Source organism: Citrobacter europaeus (genome assembly GCA_020099315.1).
GTDB classification, from domain to species: domain Bacteria; phylum Pseudomonadota; class Gammaproteobacteria; order Enterobacterales; family Enterobacteriaceae; genus Citrobacter; species Citrobacter europaeus.
In genome coordinates, this window is record CP083650.1 from 5060954 (window position 1) to 5079724 (window position 18771).

15 protein-coding genes are annotated in these 18771 nt (G+C 52.9%); 7 read left to right on the plus strand and 8 right to left on the minus strand.

The genetic code is table 11. The features are described from left to right. Positions 1–12: 12 nt before the first annotated feature. The 6 genes from rplK to rpoC all read left to right on the plus strand — a co-directional run bounded on the left by rplK (position 13) and on the right by rpoC (position 11145). Positions 13–441, plus strand: a complete 429-nt coding sequence (gene rplK / locus LA337_23750; protein UBI16113.1) for a 50S ribosomal protein L11 — start codon at positions 13–15, stop codon at positions 439–441. A 3-nt stretch (positions 442–444) separates the two neighbouring features. Beyond that, positions 445–1152 carry a 50S ribosomal protein L1 gene (gene rplA / locus LA337_23755; protein UBI16114.1) on the plus strand — a complete coding sequence of 236 codons (708 nt, stop codon included), beginning with the start codon at positions 445–447 and terminating at the stop codon, positions 1150–1152. A gap of 414 nt (positions 1153–1566) precedes the next feature. Further along, the gene (gene rplJ / locus LA337_23760; GenBank protein ID UBI16115.1) at positions 1567–2064 is read left to right on the plus strand and encodes a 50S ribosomal protein L10; all 498 of its coding nucleotides are present in this window, start codon (positions 1567–1569) and stop codon (positions 2062–2064) included. 66 nt (positions 2065–2130) lie between these two features. Continuing rightward, entirely contained in the window at positions 2131–2496 is a 366-nt protein-coding gene (gene rplL / locus LA337_23765) for a 50S ribosomal protein L7/L12 (protein ID UBI16116.1), read from the plus strand. 320 nt (positions 2497–2816) lie between these two features. After that, positions 2817–6845: a DNA-directed RNA polymerase subunit beta gene (gene rpoB, locus LA337_23770; GenBank protein UBI16117.1), complete on the plus strand. Its 4029-nt coding sequence runs from the start codon at positions 2817–2819 to the stop codon at positions 6843–6845. A gap of 76 nt (positions 6846–6921) precedes the next feature. Continuing rightward, positions 6922–11145, plus strand: a complete 4224-nt coding sequence (rpoC, locus tag LA337_23775) for a DNA-directed RNA polymerase subunit beta' (protein UBI16118.1) — start codon at positions 6922–6924, stop codon at positions 11143–11145. Between the two features lie 116 nt (positions 11146–11261). Here rpoC and LA337_23780 read toward each other — a convergent pair whose 3' ends face one another. Then, on the minus strand, positions 11262–11579 hold the full coding sequence (locus LA337_23780) for a PTS lactose/cellobiose transporter subunit IIA (protein ID UBI16119.1): 318 nt from the start codon (positions 11577–11579) through the stop codon (positions 11262–11264). Between the two features lie 4 nt (positions 11580–11583). Further along, positions 11584–11889, minus strand: coding sequence for a PTS sugar transporter subunit IIB (locus LA337_23785; protein UBI16120.1), 306 nt, complete (start codon positions 11887–11889; stop codon positions 11584–11586). A gap of 1092 nt (positions 11890–12981) precedes the next feature. Between LA337_23785 and LA337_23790 the strand changes: the two genes are divergently transcribed. Next, on the plus strand, positions 12982–13194 hold the full coding sequence (locus LA337_23790) for a cold-shock protein (protein ID UBI16121.1): 213 nt from the start codon (positions 12982–12984) through the stop codon (positions 13192–13194). 131 nt (positions 13195–13325) lie between these two features. Here the strand turns inward: LA337_23790 and thiH are convergent, their stop codons facing one another. From thiH to thiC, 6 genes are read right to left on the minus strand one after another with little or no spacing between them, the layout of a single operon-like run. Then, positions 13326–14459, minus strand: coding sequence for a 2-iminoacetate synthase ThiH (gene thiH / locus LA337_23795; protein UBI16122.1), 1134 nt, complete (start codon positions 14457–14459; stop codon positions 13326–13328). Beyond that, positions 14456–15226, minus strand: a complete 771-nt coding sequence (thiG, locus tag LA337_23800) for a thiazole synthase (GenBank protein ID UBI16123.1) — start codon at positions 15224–15226, stop codon at positions 14456–14458. The genes thiH and thiG overlap by 4 nt, the downstream gene beginning before the upstream one ends. A 1-nt stretch (position 15227) precedes the next feature. Next, positions 15228–15428: a sulfur carrier protein ThiS gene (gene thiS, locus LA337_23805; protein UBI16124.1), complete on the minus strand. Its 201-nt coding sequence runs from the start codon at positions 15426–15428 to the stop codon at positions 15228–15230. After that, on the minus strand, positions 15409–16167 hold the full coding sequence (locus LA337_23810) for a HesA/MoeB/ThiF family protein (GenBank protein ID UBI16125.1): 759 nt from the start codon (positions 16165–16167) through the stop codon (positions 15409–15411). Before LA337_23810 ends, thiS begins: the two co-directional genes overlap by 20 nt. Then, positions 16160–16795, minus strand: coding sequence for a thiamine phosphate synthase (gene thiE, locus LA337_23815; protein UBI16126.1), 636 nt, complete (start codon positions 16793–16795; stop codon positions 16160–16162). The genes LA337_23810 and thiE overlap by 8 nt, the downstream gene beginning before the upstream one ends. Beyond that, entirely contained in the window at positions 16795–18693 is a 1899-nt protein-coding gene (gene thiC, locus LA337_23820) for a phosphomethylpyrimidine synthase ThiC (GenBank protein UBI16127.1), read from the minus strand. Before thiC ends, thiE begins: the two co-directional genes overlap by 1 nt. Positions 18694–18771: the final 78 nt, after the last annotated feature.

The window sequence follows — 18771 nt, forward strand, 5'->3', positions numbered from 1 at the left end:
GAGGAATTTAGAATGGCTAAGAAAGTCCAAGCCTATGTCAAGCTGCAGGTTGCAGCTGGTATGGCTAACCCGAGTCCGCCGGTAGGTCCAGCACTGGGTCAACAAGGCGTGAACATCATGGAATTCTGCAAAGCGTTCAACGCTAAAACTGATTCCATGGAAAAAGGTCTGCCGATCCCGGTTGTTATCACCGTTTACGCTGACCGTTCTTTCACTTTCGTTACCAAAACGCCTCCGGCAGCAGTTCTGCTGAAGAAAGCGGCTGGTATCAAGTCTGGTTCCGGCAAGCCGAACAAAGACAAAGTGGGTAAAATTTCCCGCGCTCAGCTGCAGGAAATCGCGCAGACCAAAGCTGCCGACATGACTGGTTCCGACATTGAAGCGATGACTCGCTCCATTGAAGGTACTGCACGTTCCATGGGCCTGGTAGTGGAGGACTAAGAAATGGCTAAACTGACCAAGCGCATGTCCGTGATCCGTGACAAAGTTGATGCTACTAAGCAGTACGACATCAACGAAGCTATTGCTCTGCTGAAAGAGCTGGCCACTGCTAAATTCGTAGAAAGCGTGGACGTTGCTGTTAACCTCGGCATCGACGCTCGTAAATCTGACCAGAACGTACGTGGTGCAACTGTACTGCCGCACGGTACTGGCCGTTCCGTTCGCGTAGCCGTATTTACCCAGGGCGCAAACGCTGAAGCTGCTAAAGCTGCAGGCGCTGAGCTGGTAGGTATGGAAGATCTGGCTGAACAGATCAAGAAAGGCGAAATGAACTTTGACGTTGTTATTGCTTCCCCGGATGCAATGCGCGTTGTTGGCCAGCTGGGTCAGGTTCTGGGTCCGCGCGGCCTGATGCCAAACCCGAAAGTTGGTACTGTAACTCCTAACGTTGCTGAAGCAGTTAAGAACGCTAAAGCTGGTCAGGTTCGTTACCGTAACGACAAAAACGGCATCATCCACACCACCATCGGTAAAGTGGATTTTGACGCTGACAAACTGAAAGAAAACCTGGAAGCTCTGCTGGTTGCGCTGAAAAAAGCAAAACCGACTCAGGCAAAAGGCGTGTACATCAAGAAAGTTAGCATCTCCACCACCATGGGTGCTGGTGTTGCCGTTGATCAGTCCGGTCTGACTGCGACTGTGGCGAACTAATATTCGCCTTTACGTGGGCGGTGATTTTGTCTACAATCTTACCCCCACGTTTCTGCTAATTGCAGACGTATATCCGAGATATTCAGGCTGTGGCAAGGCGACAACTGAGTGAATCGCCGAGAGCATAGTCAACTATGTGGCTGGTGTGAACGAAGGCAGTCAACGCCGGCACAGATTGAATAGCGACAGATAGACAAGATTTGTTCGTTGGAGCCTGGCCTATCCAGGCCTCCGTCGAAGACCGCAGGTGTTTCGTAAGAAACTTAATGCCCTGCGTAGACGGTGACAGAACGCTAAGATTATTTCTGATACTCTGGCTTGTTTCTGCTCACCGTATTTAGACGCTCTCTCCGTTGGGGGGAGTGAAGTGAGTTCCGGAACATGAGTTCCGGCAAACATCCAGGAGCAAAGCTAATGGCTTTAAATCTTCAAGACAAACAAGCGATTGTTGCTGAAGTCAGCGAAGTAGCCAAAGGCGCGCTGTCTGCAGTAGTTGCGGATTCCCGTGGCGTAACTGTAGATAAAATGACTGAACTGCGTAAAGCAGGTCGTGAAGCTGGCGTATACATGCGTGTTGTTCGTAACACCCTGCTGCGCCGCGTCGTTGAAGGTACTCAGTTCGAGTGCCTGAAAGACACGTTTGTTGGTCCGACCCTGATTGCATACTCTATGGAACACCCGGGCGCTGCTGCTCGTCTGTTCAAAGAGTTCGCGAAAGCGAATGCAAAATTTGAGGTCAAAGCCGCAGCCTTTGAAGGTGAGTTGATTACGGCATCGAATATCGATCGCCTGGCAACTCTGCCGACCTACGAAGAAGCAATTGCACGCCTGATGGCAACCATGAAAGAAGCTTCGGCTGGCAAACTGGTTCGTACTCTGGCTGCTGTACGCGATGCGAAAGAAGCTGCTTAATCGCAGTTATCTTTCTCAAGCATCTGCTTACGTATAAACTTATTCTGATTTTCAGGAACAATTTAAATGTCTATCACTAAAGATCAAATCATTGAAGCAGTATCCACTATGTCCGTAATGGACGTTGTAGAACTGATTTCTGCAATGGAAGAAAAATTCGGTGTTTCTGCTGCTGCTGCTGTAGCTGTAGCTGCAGGCCCGGCTGAAGCTGCTGAAGAAAAAACTGAATTCGACGTAATTCTGAAAGCTGCTGGCGCTAACAAAGTTGCTGTTATCAAAGCAGTACGTGGCGCAACTGGCCTGGGTCTGAAAGAAGCTAAAGACCTGGTAGAATCTGCACCGGCTGCGCTGAAAGAAGGCGTGAGCAAAGACGACGCAGAAGCACTGAAAAAATCTCTGGAAGAAGCTGGCGCTGAAGTTGAAGTTAAATAAGCCAACTTTTCTGGTTGCAGCCTAAGAAATTAGGCTGATGGCTGGTGACTTTTTAGTCACCAGCCTTTTTGCGCTGTAAGGCGCCAGTAGCATTTCACACTGTTTGACTACTGCTGTGCCTTTCAATGCTTGTTTCTATCGACGTCTTAATATACTGCGACAGAGCGTCAGTTCTGTGTAAATCGCAATGAAATGGTTTAAGCGTGATAGCAACAGGCATTGCGGAAAGTATTCGATTTTCCGGTCAACAAAATAGTGTTGCACAAACTGTCCCTTCGTCGGACAGATGGGTCGACTTGTCAGCGAGCTGAGGAACCCTAATGGTTTACTCCTATACCGAGAAAAAACGTATTCGTAAGGATTTTGGTAAACGTCCACAAGTGTTGGACATACCTTATCTCCTTTCTATCCAGCTTGACTCGTTTCAGAAGTTCATCGAGCAAGATCCTGAAGGGCAGTATGGTCTGGAAGCAGCTTTCCGTTCCGTTTTCCCGATTCAGAGCTACAGCGGTAATTCCGAGCTGCAATACGTCAGCTACCGTCTTGGCGAACCGGTGTTTGACGTTCAGGAATGTCAGATCCGTGGCGTGACCTATTCCGCACCGCTGCGCGTAAAACTGCGTCTGGTGATCTACGAGCGCGAAGCGCCGGAAGGCACCGTAAAAGACATTAAAGAACAAGAAGTCTACATGGGCGAAATTCCGCTCATGACCGACAACGGTACCTTTGTTATCAACGGTACTGAGCGTGTTATCGTTTCTCAGCTGCACCGTAGTCCTGGCGTCTTCTTTGACTCCGACAAAGGTAAAACCCACTCTTCGGGTAAAGTGCTGTATAACGCGCGCATCATTCCTTACCGTGGTTCCTGGCTGGACTTCGAATTCGATCCGAAGGACAACCTGTTCGTACGTATTGACCGTCGCCGCAAACTGCCTGCGACCATTATTCTGCGTGCGCTGAACTACACCACTGAGCAGATCCTTGACCTGTTCTTTGAGAAAGTTGTTTTCGAAATTCGTGACAACAAGCTGCAGATGGAACTGGTGCCGGAACGCCTGCGTGGTGAAACCGCCTCCTTTGACATTGAAGCTAACGGCAAAGTCTACGTCGAAAAAGGCCGTCGCATCACTGCGCGCCACATTCGCCAACTGGAAAAAGACGATATCAAACATATCGAAGTTCCGGTTGAATACATTGCTGGCAAAGTTGCGGCTAAAGACTACGTTGACGAATCTACCGGCGAGCTGATCTGCGCAGCTAACATGGAGCTGAGCCTGGATCTGCTGGCTAAGCTGAGCCAGTCTGGTCACAAGCGTATCGAAACGTTGTTCACTAACGATCTGGACCACGGTCCGTACATTTCAGAAACTGTACGCGTCGACCCAACCAACGATCGTCTGAGCGCGCTGGTAGAAATCTACCGCATGATGCGCCCTGGTGAGCCGCCGACTCGTGAAGCTGCTGAAAGCCTGTTCGAGAACCTGTTCTTCTCCGAAGACCGCTATGACCTGTCTGCGGTTGGTCGTATGAAGTTCAACCGTTCTCTGCTGCGCGACGAAATCGAAGGTTCCGGTATCCTGAGCAAAGACGACATCATCGAAGTGATGAAGAAGCTCATCGATATCCGTAACGGTAAGGGCGAAGTCGATGATATCGACCACCTCGGCAACCGTCGTATCCGTTCCGTAGGCGAAATGGCGGAAAACCAGTTCCGCGTTGGCCTGGTACGTGTTGAGCGTGCGGTGAAAGAGCGTCTGTCTCTGGGCGATCTGGATACCCTGATGCCTCAGGATATGATCAACGCCAAGCCGATTTCTGCAGCAGTGAAAGAGTTCTTTGGTTCCAGCCAGCTGTCTCAGTTTATGGACCAGAACAACCCGCTGTCTGAGATTACGCACAAACGTCGTATCTCTGCACTCGGCCCGGGCGGTCTGACCCGTGAGCGCGCAGGCTTCGAAGTTCGAGACGTACACCCGACTCACTACGGTCGCGTATGTCCAATCGAAACGCCTGAAGGTCCGAACATCGGTCTGATCAACTCCCTGTCCGTGTACGCCCAGACTAACGAATACGGCTTCCTCGAGACTCCGTACCGTAAAGTGACCGACGGTGTTGTAACTGACGAAATTCATTACCTGTCTGCTATCGAAGAAGGCAACTACGTTATCGCTCAGGCGAACTCCAACCTGGATGACGAAGGCCACTTTGTAGAAGATTTGGTTACCTGCCGTAGCAAAGGCGAATCCAGCTTGTTCAGCCGTGACCAGGTTGACTACATGGACGTATCCACCCAGCAGGTGGTATCCGTCGGTGCGTCCCTGATCCCGTTCCTGGAACACGATGACGCCAACCGTGCATTGATGGGTGCGAACATGCAACGTCAGGCGGTTCCGACTCTGCGTGCTGATAAGCCGCTGGTTGGTACCGGTATGGAACGTGCTGTTGCCGTTGACTCCGGTGTTACTGCAGTTGCTAAACGTGGCGGTACCGTACAGTACGTTGACGCATCCCGTATCGTTATCAAAGTTAACGAAGACGAGATGTATCCGGGCGAAGCGGGTATAGACATCTATAACCTGACCAAATACACCCGTTCTAACCAGAACACCTGTATCAACCAGATGCCTTGCGTATCTCTGGGCGAGCCGGTTGAACGTGGTGATGTGCTGGCTGACGGTCCGTCCACCGACCTCGGTGAACTGGCGCTGGGTCAGAACATGCGCGTGGCATTCATGCCATGGAATGGTTACAACTTCGAAGACTCCATCCTCGTATCCGAGCGTGTTGTCCAGGAAGATCGTTTCACCACCATCCACATTCAGGAACTGGCATGTGTGTCCCGTGACACCAAGCTGGGGCCAGAAGAGATCACCGCTGACATCCCGAACGTGGGTGAAGCTGCGCTCTCCAAACTGGATGAATCCGGTATCGTTTATATCGGTGCGGAAGTGACCGGTGGCGACATTCTGGTTGGTAAGGTAACGCCGAAAGGTGAAACCCAACTGACGCCAGAAGAGAAGCTGCTGCGTGCGATCTTCGGTGAGAAAGCGTCTGACGTTAAAGACTCTTCTCTGCGCGTGCCAAACGGTGTTTCCGGTACGATTATCGACGTTCAGGTCTTTACTCGCGATGGCGTAGAAAAAGACAAACGTGCGCTGGAAATCGAAGAGATGCAGCTGAAGCAGGCGAAAAAAGACCTGTCTGAAGAACTGCAGATCCTCGAAGCTGGCCTGTTCAGCCGTATCTACGCTGTGCTGGTTTCCGGTGGTGTTGAAGCTGAGAAGCTCGACAAACTGCCGCGTGACCGCTGGTTAGAACTCGGCCTGACCGACGAAGAGAAACAGAATCAGCTGGAACAACTGGCTGAGCAGTACGACGAACTGAAACACGAGTTCGAGAAAAAACTCGAAGCGAAACGCCGTAAAATCACTCAGGGCGACGATCTGGCACCGGGTGTGCTGAAGATTGTTAAGGTTTATCTGGCGGTTAAACGTCGGATCCAGCCTGGTGATAAGATGGCAGGTCGTCACGGTAACAAGGGTGTAATCTCTAAGATCAACCCGATCGAAGATATGCCACACGATGCTAACGGTACGCCGGTAGATATCGTTCTGAACCCGCTGGGCGTACCATCGCGTATGAACATCGGTCAGATCCTTGAAACCCACCTGGGTATGGCTGCTAAAGGTATCGGCGATAAGATCAACGCCATGCTGAAACAGCAGCAAGAAGTCGCGAAACTGCGCGAATTCATCCAGCGTGCTTACGATCTGGGTTCAGATGTTCGTCAGAAAGTTGACCTGAATACCTTCAGCGATGAAGAAGTTCTGCGTCTGGCTGAAAACCTGAAAAAAGGTATGCCGATCGCAACGCCGGTATTCGACGGTGCGAAAGAGTCTGAAATCAAGGAACTGTTACAGCTGGGTGGCCTGCCGACTTCCGGTCAGATCACACTGTTCGACGGTCGTACCGGTGAGCAGTTCGAGCGCCAGGTTACCGTTGGCTACATGTACATGCTGAAACTGAACCACCTGGTTGATGACAAGATGCATGCGCGTTCTACCGGTTCTTACAGCCTGGTTACTCAGCAGCCGCTGGGTGGTAAGGCGCAGTTCGGTGGTCAGCGCTTCGGGGAGATGGAAGTATGGGCGCTTGAAGCATACGGCGCGGCATACACCCTGCAGGAAATGCTCACCGTTAAGTCTGATGACGTGAACGGTCGTACTAAGATGTATAAAAACATCGTGGACGGCAACCATCAGATGGAACCAGGCATGCCAGAATCCTTCAACGTACTGTTGAAAGAGATTCGTTCGCTGGGTATCAACATCGAGCTGGAAGACGAGTAACTCTCGATCAAACAGGTCACTGGTGCTGGCGTAACAGCCAGCGCCAGATTGTGCTAACTCCGACGGGAGCAAATCCGTGAAAGATTTATTAAAGTTTCTGAAAGCGCAGACTAAAACCGAAGAGTTTGATGCGATCAAAATTGCTCTGGCTTCGCCAGACATGATCCGTTCATGGTCTTTCGGTGAAGTTAAGAAGCCGGAAACCATCAACTACCGTACGTTCAAACCTGAACGTGACGGCCTTTTCTGCGCCCGTATCTTTGGGCCGGTAAAAGACTATGAGTGCCTGTGCGGTAAGTACAAGCGCCTGAAACACCGTGGTGTGATCTGTGAGAAGTGCGGCGTTGAAGTGACCCAGACCAAAGTACGCCGTGAGCGTATGGGCCACATCGAGCTGGCGTCTCCGACCGCTCACATCTGGTTCCTGAAATCTCTGCCGTCCCGTATCGGTTTGCTGCTCGATATGCCGCTGCGCGATATCGAACGTGTACTGTACTTCGAATCTTATGTTGTTATCGAAGGCGGTATGACTAACCTGGAACGTCAACAGATCCTGACTGAAGAGCAGTATCTGGACGCGCTGGAAGAGTTCGGTGACGAATTCGACGCGAAGATGGGTGCGGAAGCCATTCAGGCCCTGCTGAAGAGCATGGATCTGGAGCAAGAGTGTGAAACTCTGCGCGAAGAGCTGAACGAAACCAACTCCGAAACCAAGCGTAAGAAGCTGACCAAGCGTATCAAACTGCTGGAAGCCTTCGTACAGTCTGGCAACAAGCCAGAGTGGATGATCCTGACCGTTCTGCCGGTTCTGCCGCCAGATCTGCGTCCGCTGGTTCCGCTGGATGGTGGTCGTTTCGCAACATCGGATCTGAACGATCTGTATCGTCGCGTTATCAACCGTAACAACCGTCTGAAACGTCTGTTGGATCTGGCTGCGCCGGACATCATCGTACGCAACGAAAAACGTATGCTGCAGGAAGCGGTTGACGCCCTGCTGGATAACGGTCGTCGCGGTCGTGCGATCACCGGTTCTAACAAACGTCCTCTGAAATCTTTGGCCGACATGATCAAAGGTAAACAGGGTCGTTTCCGTCAGAACCTGCTCGGTAAGCGTGTTGACTACTCCGGTCGTTCTGTAATCACCGTAGGTCCATACCTGCGTCTGCATCAGTGCGGTCTGCCGAAGAAAATGGCACTGGAACTGTTCAAACCGTTCATCTACGGCAAGCTGGAACTGCGTGGCCTCGCCACCACCATCAAAGCCGCTAAGAAAATGGTTGAGCGTGAAGAAGCTGTCGTTTGGGATATCCTGGACGAAGTTATCCGCGAACACCCGGTACTGCTGAACCGTGCACCAACACTGCACCGTCTGGGTATCCAGGCATTTGAACCAGTACTGATCGAAGGTAAAGCTATCCAGCTTCACCCGCTGGTTTGTGCGGCATATAACGCCGACTTCGATGGTGACCAGATGGCTGTTCACGTACCGCTGACGCTGGAAGCCCAGCTCGAAGCGCGTGCGCTGATGATGTCTACCAACAACATCCTGTCTCCGGCGAACGGCGAACCTATCATCGTTCCGTCTCAGGACGTTGTATTGGGTCTGTACTACATGACCCGTGACTGTGTTAACGCCAAAGGCGAAGGCATGGTGCTGACTGGCCCGAAAGAAGCTGAGCGTATCTATCGCGCAGGTCTGGCCTCTCTGCATGCGCGCGTTAAAGTGCGTATCACTGAATATGAAAAAGATGAAAACGGCGAATTCGTTGCGCACACCAGCCTGAAAGACACGACCGTTGGTCGCGCCATTCTGTGGATGATCGTACCGAAAGGTCTGCCTTTCTCCATCGTCAACCAGGCGCTGGGCAAGAAAGCAATCTCCAAAATGCTGAACACCTGTTACCGCATTCTGGGCCTGAAGCCGACCGTTATCTTCGCTGACCAGACAATGTACACCGGCTTTGCTTATGCAGCGCGTTCAGGTGCATCTGTTGGTATTGATGACATGGTCATCCCAGAGAAGAAACACGAGATCATCTCTGAAGCAGAAGCTGAAGTTGCTGAGATCCAGGAGCAGTTCCAGTCTGGTCTGGTAACCGCAGGCGAACGCTATAACAAAGTTATCGATATCTGGGCTGCGGCGAACGATCGTGTATCCAAAGCGATGATGGATAACCTGCAAACTGAAACCGTTATTAACCGTGACGGCGTAGAAGAGCAGCAGGTTTCCTTCAACAGCATCTACATGATGGCCGACTCCGGTGCGCGTGGTTCCGCAGCACAGATTCGTCAGTTGGCCGGTATGCGTGGTCTGATGGCGAAGCCAGATGGCTCCATCATCGAAACGCCGATCACCGCGAACTTCCGTGAAGGTCTGAACGTACTCCAGTACTTCATCTCTACTCACGGTGCGCGTAAAGGTCTGGCGGATACCGCACTGAAAACAGCGAACTCCGGTTATCTGACTCGTCGTCTGGTTGACGTCGCGCAGGATCTGGTGGTGACTGAAGACGATTGTGGCACTCTGGAAGGCATCACCATGACCCCGGTTATCGAGGGTGGTGACGTTAAAGAACCGCTGCGCGATCGCGTATTGGGTCGTGTGACTGCTGAAGACGTTCTGAAGCCGGGCACCGCGGATATTCTGGTTCCACGCAACACGCTGCTGCATGAACAGTGGTGTGACCTGCTGGAAGAGAACTCCGTTGACTCCGTTAAAGTCCGTTCCGTTGTATCCTGTGACACCGACTTTGGTGTATGTGCGCACTGCTACGGTCGTGACCTGGCGCGTGGCCACATCATCAACAAAGGTGAAGCAATCGGCGTTATCGCGGCACAGTCCATCGGTGAACCGGGTACACAGCTGACGATGCGTACGTTCCACATCGGTGGTGCGGCATCTCGTGCGGCTGCTGAATCCAGCATCCAGGTGAAAAACAAAGGTAGCATCCGTCTGAGCAATGCGAAGTCGGTTGTGAACTCCAGCGGTAAACTGGTTATCACCTCACGTAACACCGAACTGAAACTGATCGACGAATTCGGTCGTACCAAAGAAAGCTATAAAGTGCCTTACGGCTCCGTTATGGCGAAAGGTGATGGCGAACAGGTTGCTGGCGGCGAAACCGTAGCGAACTGGGATCCGCACACCATGCCGGTTATCACCGAAGTGAGTGGTTTCGTCCGCTTCACTGACATGATCGACGGCCAGACCATTACTCGTCAGACCGACGAGCTGACCGGTCTGTCTTCTCTGGTGGTTCTGGATTCTGCAGAGCGTACTGCGGGTGGTAAAGACCTGCGTCCGGCACTGAAAATTGTTGATGCTCAGGGCAACGACGTTCTGATCCCAGGCACCGATATGCCTGCTCAGTACTTCCTGCCGGGTAAAGCAATTGTTCAGCTGGAAGATGGCGTACAGATCAGCTCTGGTGACACCCTGGCGCGTGTTCCGCAGGAATCAGGCGGTACCAAGGATATCACCGGTGGTCTGCCGCGCGTTGCGGACCTGTTCGAAGCACGTCGTCCGAAAGAGCCGGCAATCCTGGCTGAAATCAGCGGCATCATTTCCTTCGGTAAAGAGACCAAAGGTAAACGTCGTCTGGTTATCACCCCGGTAGACGGTAGCGAACCATACGAAGAGATGATTCCGAAATGGCGTCAGCTCAACGTGTTCGAAGGTGAACGTGTAGAACGTGGTGACGTTGTTTCCGACGGTCCGGAAGCGCCGCACGACATCCTGCGTTTGCGTGGTGTGCATGCTGTAACTCGTTACATTGTTAACGAAGTTCAGGACGTATACCGTCTGCAGGGCGTTAAGATTAACGATAAACACATCGAAGTTATCGTTCGTCAGATGCTGCGTAAAGCCACCATCGAAAACGCTGGTAGCTCCGACTTCCTGGAAGGCGAGCAGGTTGAATACTCCCGCGTCAAGATTGCCAACCGCGATCTGGAAGCGAACGGCAAAGTGGGTGCAACGTTCTCCCGCGATCTGCTGGGTATCACCAAAGCGTCTCTGGCAACCGAGTCCTTCATCTCTGCAGCATCGTTCCAGGAAACCACGCGTGTCCTGACCGAAGCCGCTGTTGCAGGTAAACGTGATGAACTGCGCGGTCTGAAAGAGAACGTAATCGTGGGTCGTCTGATCCCGGCAGGTACCGGTTATGCGTACCACCAGGATCGTATGCGCCGTCGCGCAGCGGGCGAACTGCCGGCTGCTCCGCAGGTGACTGCTGAAGATGCGTCTGCCAGCCTGGCAGAACTGCTGAATGCAGGCCTGGGCGGTTCTGACAACGATTAATCGTTGCTGACCATAATAAAAAAACCCGCTTCGGCGGGTTTTTTTATGTCTATGTTATGCCTGATGGCGATGTGCTTGTCGGGCCTGGGAGGCGACGAATCCAACCGGCAATGTCATTAATTTACCGGCGGTAAACGCCGATAAAGCTCAATCATGTCTCCCGCCAAATCCTGAATCACCATCGCGTTCATCAGGTGATCCTGCGAATGGACGGTGATGAGATTAACCGGTAGCTTGCCGGTACCTTCGTCAATTCCGATCAGTTGGGTCTGGATTTTATGCGCTTGTTTAACGTACTCGCGTGATTCCGTCATCGCTTGTTCTGCACCCGGGAAATCACCTTTACGCGCCAGTTGTAGCGCCGTCAGGGCCTGACTGCGCGCAGCGCCGGCGTTTACCAATAATTCCATGATGATCGTTTCTAACTCTTCCATGCCATCACTCCAGTAGTTTCAGCGCTTTGTCCAGTACAGCATCGCCTTTCATCATGCCGTAATCCATCATATCGATGACGGCGACCTTTTTGCCTAGCGGATCGGCGAGCGCCTGCAGCTTGGCCTGCTCATACTTAACCTGTGGACCGAGCAACACGATATCCGCAGTGGCGATATTCTCTGCAAATTCAGCCACCGGGACCGCTTTGATAGTGACGTCGACACCTTTTTTCTGGGCGGCATCTTTCATCTTTTGCACCAGCATACTGGTGGACATTCCGGCGGCACAGCATAAAACGATGTTTTTCATAAGCAGTCTCGAGCAACATGTGTGGGTTGATAATTATCGCGAGCCAACTGTAACAACAACTGCTTTGCAACGATTGTGTGCAAGGCATCACAAAGAAAACCACTTTTTCTGAAACCGGTTACAAAAAGAGGCAAAACCCTACGATCTGGACCGGGGCCGTCGGCTTTTTGACTCGCTTATCACATGCGGGAATATATAATTACTGTCAATAAAGACATGTTATAAAAAACAGTATTGACAGCCTTTTTTAAACCCGTATGTTAATACTTAACAGCGGAGAAATTGTAGTTTGCTGTTAACGTAGTAAGTGTTAGTAGAGCTTTATTGGGGGTTGCGATAAAGGCCACGAAGTATTTTTGTATGGGATAGTCGATGCTGAAAACACTATTTTTTCACTTCGACAATGCTTTCAGGCCACGTAGTTGATTTAACTAATCGCAAAAAGTCAGTTAAACGCGACGATGTAACGCCATGATTTAATAGTAAATGTTTGCGACATCTGTTTTTCTGGTTATCGCAAGGGAAATAAGGCAACGCATCAAAGAGTATATGTCGCGAGGGGAAGTGTACTTGTTTAGGTCACCAGCCTTGAGTTCTATTATCAAGCGGGTGGAATGTGTTTAACGGTAAATAGAGGAAGGTTTTAGTTAGTATCCATATCCAATATTATCTGTGGTAAACGTGTACATTTTAAAGCAGTACCATCAGCAGTATTAAATCGTTAAGTTTATTAATGTTAAATCTGAAGTGTGTAGTAACTTAAAGCCCTGACTGCAATAGTCGGGGCTTTTGTTCATTGTAGATCAAGCGGTTATCCGGGATGCTCAGCCGCGATGGTTTAACATTTCATCACTCAGTGAGTATTAAAAAAATTAATGCTTGCTTAATGATTAGAAGTAGGTCTACTATAGCGGCATCGGTTTGGAACACAGACCTTATGCAAGCAGTTTTAGTAAAGCAGTTCTCAGTTCAAGCGTTATCCTCAGATACTCTTCTTCATGAGCCTCCTCCCTAAGTGCCCCATAAGTTAATTTCTGCAAAACAGGCCATCTTCGCTGCGTAAGCGGCTCAAAAAAATGAAAGGAAGTATCTATGTCTAACAAAATGACTGGTTTAGTAAAATGGTTTAACTCTGAGAAAGGCTTCGGCTTTATCACTCCTCAGGACGGTAGCAAGGACGTGTTTGTGCATTTCTCTGCTATCCAGAGTAACGATTATAAAACGTTAGACGAAGGTCAAAAGGTGGAGTTCTCCGTAGAGAATGGCGCCAAAGGCCCGTCTGCTGTTAACGTTGTCGCGCTGTAAACGCCGATAATTTCACGAACGCTTACGATAGCGATGAAGGCCAGAGCCTGAGCAGTTAAGTGCCAGTGAAGAAAAAACCCGCGAAAGCGGGTTTTTTTGTTTATGCTGACCCGTCCTGAATAGCGTTGGACTTAGGGCATCTGGGCAGCGCGTCCCAGATAGCTGTCCCAGTCTTTCCACACGGGCTGTAATCCCTGCGCCATGAGTGCTTCAGCAACGGCTTCCGGGCGACGAGCGTCATGTGGGGAGAACTGTTCCAGTTCAGGATGGTTATCGGCATAACCACCGGGCTGGGTTTTTGAGAAGGCGCTGACATTGTTGATCGCCAGCGGGATCACATGGTCACGAAACCATGGCGATTCTCGGGTAGAAAGCGACAGCTCAATTTCTGGTGCCAGTAAACGAAACGCGCAAATGGTCTGGACCAACTGTCGCTCATCCATGATCGATGCTGGCTCAACGCCTCCGGTGCATGGGCGCAGGCGAGGGAAGGAGATGGAGTAGCGGCTCTGCCAGTAATGCTGCTGCATCCACAACAGATGTTCAGCCACCATATAGCAATCAACACGCCAGCTGTCGGACAAACCAATTAACGCGCCAAGACCGATTTTGTCGATCCCGGCGCGGCCCAGCCTGTCCGGCGTTTCCAGTCGCCAGAAGAAATCCTGCTTTTTCCCCTTCAGATGGTGGTGGGCGTAAATCGCTTCATGATAACTCTCCTGATACACCATCACGCCATCCAGCCCCAGCGTCTTCAGCTCCGCATATTCAGCTTCTGACAACGGCTGTACCTCCATCTGTAATGAGGCAAACTGGCGGCGAATAGCGGGTAAATGGTGACGAAAATAATCCATCCCCACTTTTGCCTGATGTTCACCGGTGACCAGCAGCAGATGCTCAAAACCCAGATCACGGATAGCCGCACACTCCCGTTGTATCTCATCTTCGTCCAGCGTTTTGCGTTTGATACGGTTGCTCATCGAAAAACCGCAGTAGGTGCAGTCGTTGGCGCAAAGATTAGAAAGATAGAGCGGGACGTAAAAACTAACGGTGTTGCCGAAACGCTGACGGGTGAGCTTCTGCGCCCGCTGCGCCAGCGGCTCCAGATAATCGGCAGCGGCGGGGGAAAGCAGTGCCATCAAATCATCGCGGCTAAGCTGTGAAGCGTTGAGGGCGCGCTCCACGTCAGCGGCGGTTTTACCGTTGATGCGCAGGCGGATGTCGTCCCAGTCCAACTGTCGCCAGCGGTCGCTGAACGTTTTCATGAGAAAGCCTCCAGGAATCCGGTTAATGGGCTGGTGGCGCTTGCTTGTGAACTTTTGCTTCCGGGTACCGCCTGGCGAGCCAGCAAGCCTGCTTCAACCGCCAGACGGAATGCTGTCGCCATCATCACTGGGTCATCCGCCACGGCAATCGCCGTATTGACCAGCACCGCGTCGGCGCCCATTTCCAGCGCCTGCGTGGCGTGGCTGGGGACGCCGATACCCGCATCAACCACAACCGGCACGGTCGCCTGTTGGATAATAATCTCCAGCATCGCTTTGGTTTCCAGCCCCTGATTAGAACCGATGGGCGCGCCGAGCGGCATTACCGCCGAACAGCCAACCTCTTCCAGCCGTTTGCACAGCACCGGATCTGCGCCACAGTAAGGCAGTACCACGAAGCCCTGTTTCACCAGTGCTTCTGCGGCTTTCAACGTTTCGATCGGGTCCGGCAATAGCCAGCGGGCGTCCGGGTGGATTTCTAATTTCAGCCAGTGGGTGCCCAGTGCTTCGCGCGCCAGTTGGGCGGCAAAAATCGCCTCTTCAGCGGTTTTCGCCCCGGATGTATTGGGCAGCAGCGTAACGCCCGCTTCAATGAGCGGCGCCAGGATAGCGTCGTTGTGCTGACGTAAATCCACGCGCTTCATTGCCAGTGTCACCAGTTGGCTGCCGGAGGCGCGAATCGCCTCGACCATTAGCTGCGATGACGCAAATTTTCCGGTACCGGTGAACAGATGTGAATCAAACGTTTTGTCGGCAATACGTAACATATCAACCCCCTGCAATAACCTGAAAAAGCAGGATCTGGTCGCCTTCCTGCACGATTTGCTGCTCCCACTGCTCGCGCGGCAGGATCTGCTGATTGAGCGCCAGCGCCGCGCCCGGTTTAAGCTGATTAAGCGTAGCGAGCAGGCTGCTGACGGTCTGTCCTTCGGCGCACTGCATCGGCTCATCATTGAACTGAATCTGCATGTTGCCCTCCGCATACCGGGCAGCCGCTGGCACGTCGTAGCGCGAGGCTGCGCCACTGGCTGGTTTTGCCGTCAAACAAGCGTAGCTCTCCGCTGGGCGTCTCAATACCGCTGAGTAATTTAATCGCTTCCAGCGCCTGCAAGGTGCCCATCACGCCAACAACCGGTCCGACGATACCGGCGGTACGGCAGTTGCGTTCAGGCTCTACATCATCTGGCCACAGGCAGCGATAACAGCCTTGTTCCCACGGTGGCGTGAGCACCATCAGTTGGCCGCCAAAGCCGACGGCGCTGGCGGTGATGAGCGGTGTGTTGAGCGTTACGCAGGCGGCATTAATTTCCTGGCGCGTGGCCATGTTATCGGTACAGTCGAGCACCACATCGGCACGTGCTACCGCATGCCGGAGCGCATCGCCTTTCAGTCGCTGCTGGAGCGATACCAGTTCGATATCCGGGTTGAGCCGCGTCAGGCGCTGCTGGGCAACCTGAGATTTTGAACGCGCGATATCATCAGTGGTAAACAGGATCTGGCGCTGCAGATTGCTCAGATGAATATCGTCATCGTCTACCAGCGTCAGTTTGCCGATGCCTGCTCCCGCCAGATACAGCGCGGCAGGCGAACCTAACCCGCCTAAACCGATAATCAGCACATGGCTATCGAGCAGCTTTTGTTGGCCTTCAATGGCGATATCGCCGAGCAGGATCTGGCGGCTGTAGCGCATAAAGTCGCGGTCATTCATCGCCCACTCCCGCGATATCCAGTAGCTGGCCCGTGGCTTCACGCCAGTCAGCCGCCTGAGTAATCGCGCTGACCACGGCAATGCTCCCGACACCGGTCGCCAGCACTGCCGGGGCACGCTCAAGGCTGATACCGCCAATGGCGACGGTCGGGTAATCCGCCAGTCGTTCAATATGACTTGCCAACTGTGTCAGCCCCTGCGGGGCGGAAGGCATCTGCTTGGTTTGCGTGGGGAAGACATGACCCAGCGCGATATAAGAAGGTTTAGCGGCGAGCGCGACGTTTATCTCCATATCATCGTGAGTGGACACCCCCAGGCGTAGCCCCGCCGTTTGAATCGCTTTCAGGTCGGTGGTTTCAAGATCTTCCTGGCCCAGATGCACACCGTAAGCGCGGTGCTTAATTGCCAGACGCCAGTAATCGTTGATGAACAGCCGGGCGTCATAGCGACGCCCCAGCTCAATGGCGGCCATGACGTCGGCTTCGACCTCTTCATCACGCTTATCTTTAATGCGCAGTTGGATCGTGCGCACGCCTGCCTGCAGCAGGCGTTCAATCCATTGCACGCTGTCCACCACTGGGTAAAGCCCGAGGCGGAACGGCACGGTTGGGAAATCAGGCTGGTACATTACGCCTCCTCTTTTTTGAGGTAGATTTCGCCGCCTTTGGCACGGAAGTTTTCCGACATATCCGCCATCCCCACTTCAATGGTTTGCGCGGCGGCGTAGTCGCGGACCTCCTGGCTGATTTTCATCGAGCAGAACTTCGGCCCGCACATGGAACAGAAGTGGGCGACCTTGCCGGACTCCTGTGGCAGGGTTTCATCGTGGTAGGCGCGGGCGGTGAACGGGTCGAGCGCGAGGTTAAACTGGTCTTCCCAGCGGAATTCGAAGCGCGCTTTCGACATCGCGTTATCGCGGATCTGCGCGCCCGGATGGCCTTTCGCTAAGTCAGCGGCGTGGGCGGCAATCTTGTAGGTAATCAGCCCTTGCTTCACATCTTCTTTGTTCGGCAGGCCGAGGTGCTCTTTCGGTGTGACGTAGCATAGCATCGCGCAGCCAAACCAGCCGATCATCGCCGCACCGATCCCGGAAGTGAAGTGGTCATAGCCCGGCGCGATGTCAGTGGTCAATGGCCCTAAGGTGTAGAACGGTGCTTCGTGGCAGCTCTCCAACTCTTCGGTCATGTTGCGCTGGATCATATGCATGGGTACATGACCCGGGCCTTCAATCATCACCTGCACGTCGTATTCCCAGGCGATTTTGGTCAGCTCGCCCAGCGTATGCAGTTCGGAGAACTGCGCTTCGTCGTTCGCATCCTGAATTGAACCCGGGCGCAGGCCGTCACCCAGCGACAAGGAGACGTCGTAGGCGGCGCAGATTTCGCAAATCTCGCGGAAATGTTCGAACAGGAAGTTCTCTTTGTGATGAGAAAGGCACCATTTCGCCATAATTGAACCGCCGCGTGAGACAATGCCGGTCAGGCGTTTGGCGGTCATTGGCACGTAGCGCAGCAGCACGCCCGCGTGAATGGTGAAGTAGTCGACGCCCTGTTCAGCCTGCTCCAGCAGCGTGTCGCGGAAGGCTTCCCAGGTGAGATCTTCGGCGATCCCGTTGACCTTCTCGAGCGCCTGGTAGATCGGTACAGTACCGATCGGTACCGGACTGTTACGCAAAATCCACTCGCGGGTTTCGTGGATATAGCGGCCGGTGGAGAGATCCATCACTGTGTCTGCGCCCCAGCGCGTTGACCACACCAGTTTTTCTACCTCTTCTTCGATAGAGGAGGTGACGGCAGAGTTGCCGATGTTCGCGTTAACCTTTACCAGGAAGTTACGACCGATGATCATCGGCTCGGATTCCGGGTGGTTGATGTTGGCAGGGATAATCGCGCGGCCCGCGGCGACTTCATCACGCACGAATTCCGGCGTAATGTTTTCCGGCAGGCGCGCGCCAAAGCTCATCCCCGGATGCTGGTGGCGCAGCACTTCACTGCGAATGCGCTCGCGGCCCATGTTTTCGCGGATGGCGATAAATTCCATCTCCGGGGTGACTATCCCCTGGCGCGCGTAATGCAGTTGGGTGACTCGCTTACCGGCTTTGGCGCGCTTTGGCGTCAGCAGGCCAGTGAAACGTAGCTCGTCCAGACCATCATCGGCCAGACGTTCTTTGGTATAAGCGGAACTACGGACGTCTAATTCTTCGCTATCGTTACGCGCGACAATCCACGGCTGGCGCAGTTTTGCCAGACCCTGCTGGACGTTTATCGCCACGTCAGGATCGCCATACGGCCCGGAGGTGTCGTACACCGGCACGGCTTCGTTCTCTTCGAACTGCGGGTTGTCTTTGCTACCGCCAATCAGCGTCGGGCTGAGCTGAATTTCGCGCATCGGAATGCGGATATCCGGTTGCGAACCAGTGATATAAATGCGTTTTGAGTTTGGAAAGGCGGTCCCTTCCAGGGTATCGATAAAATGTTGGGCTTGAGCGCGCTGTTCGCGGCGTGAAGGTTTAGTAGTGGCAGACATAGCTCATTCCAGATAAAAGTAAGGATATGGCTTGTCAGACGACGGATGAAGCAAGAGAGAAGCTCGCCCGGAGGCGAT

Excerpts from the sequence above, each read along its gene's own strand:
- LA337_23790 (UBI16121.1), top strand. The coding sequence starts at position 12,982 with ATGTCTAACAAAATGACTGGTTTAGTAAAATGGTTTAACTCTGAGAAA.
- LA337_23810 (UBI16125.1), bottom strand. The coding sequence starts at position 16,167 with ATGAATGACCGCGACTTTATGCGCTACAGCCGCCAGATCCTGCTCGGC.
- LA337_23780 (UBI16119.1), bottom strand. The coding sequence starts at position 11,579 with ATGGAAGAGTTAGAAACGATCATCATGGAATTATTGGTAAACGCCGGC.
- rplJ (UBI16115.1), top strand. The coding sequence starts at position 1,567 with ATGGCTTTAAATCTTCAAGACAAACAAGCGATTGTTGCTGAAGTCAGC.
- rpoB (UBI16117.1), top strand. The coding sequence starts at position 2,817 with ATGGTTTACTCCTATACCGAGAAAAAACGTATTCGTAAGGATTTTGGT.
- LA337_23785 (UBI16120.1), bottom strand. The coding sequence starts at position 11,889 with ATGAAAAACATCGTTTTATGCTGTGCCGCCGGAATGTCCACCAGTATG.
- thiS (UBI16124.1), bottom strand. The coding sequence starts at position 15,428 with ATGCAGATTCAGTTCAATGATGAGCCGATGCAGTGCGCCGAAGGACAG.
- thiE (UBI16126.1), bottom strand. The coding sequence starts at position 16,795 with ATGTACCAGCCTGATTTCCCAACCGTGCCGTTCCGCCTCGGGCTTTAC.
- rplK (UBI16113.1), top strand. The coding sequence starts at position 13 with ATGGCTAAGAAAGTCCAAGCCTATGTCAAGCTGCAGGTTGCAGCTGGT.
- thiG (UBI16123.1), bottom strand. The coding sequence starts at position 15,226 with ATGTTACGTATTGCCGACAAAACGTTTGATTCACATCTGTTCACCGGT.
- rplL (UBI16116.1), top strand. The coding sequence starts at position 2,131 with ATGTCTATCACTAAAGATCAAATCATTGAAGCAGTATCCACTATGTCC.
- thiH (UBI16122.1), bottom strand. The coding sequence starts at position 14,459 with ATGAAAACGTTCAGCGACCGCTGGCGACAGTTGGACTGGGACGACATC.
- rplA (UBI16114.1), top strand. The coding sequence starts at position 445 with ATGGCTAAACTGACCAAGCGCATGTCCGTGATCCGTGACAAAGTTGAT.
- thiC (UBI16127.1), bottom strand. The coding sequence starts at position 18,693 with ATGTCTGCCACTACTAAACCTTCACGCCGCGAACAGCGCGCTCAAGCC.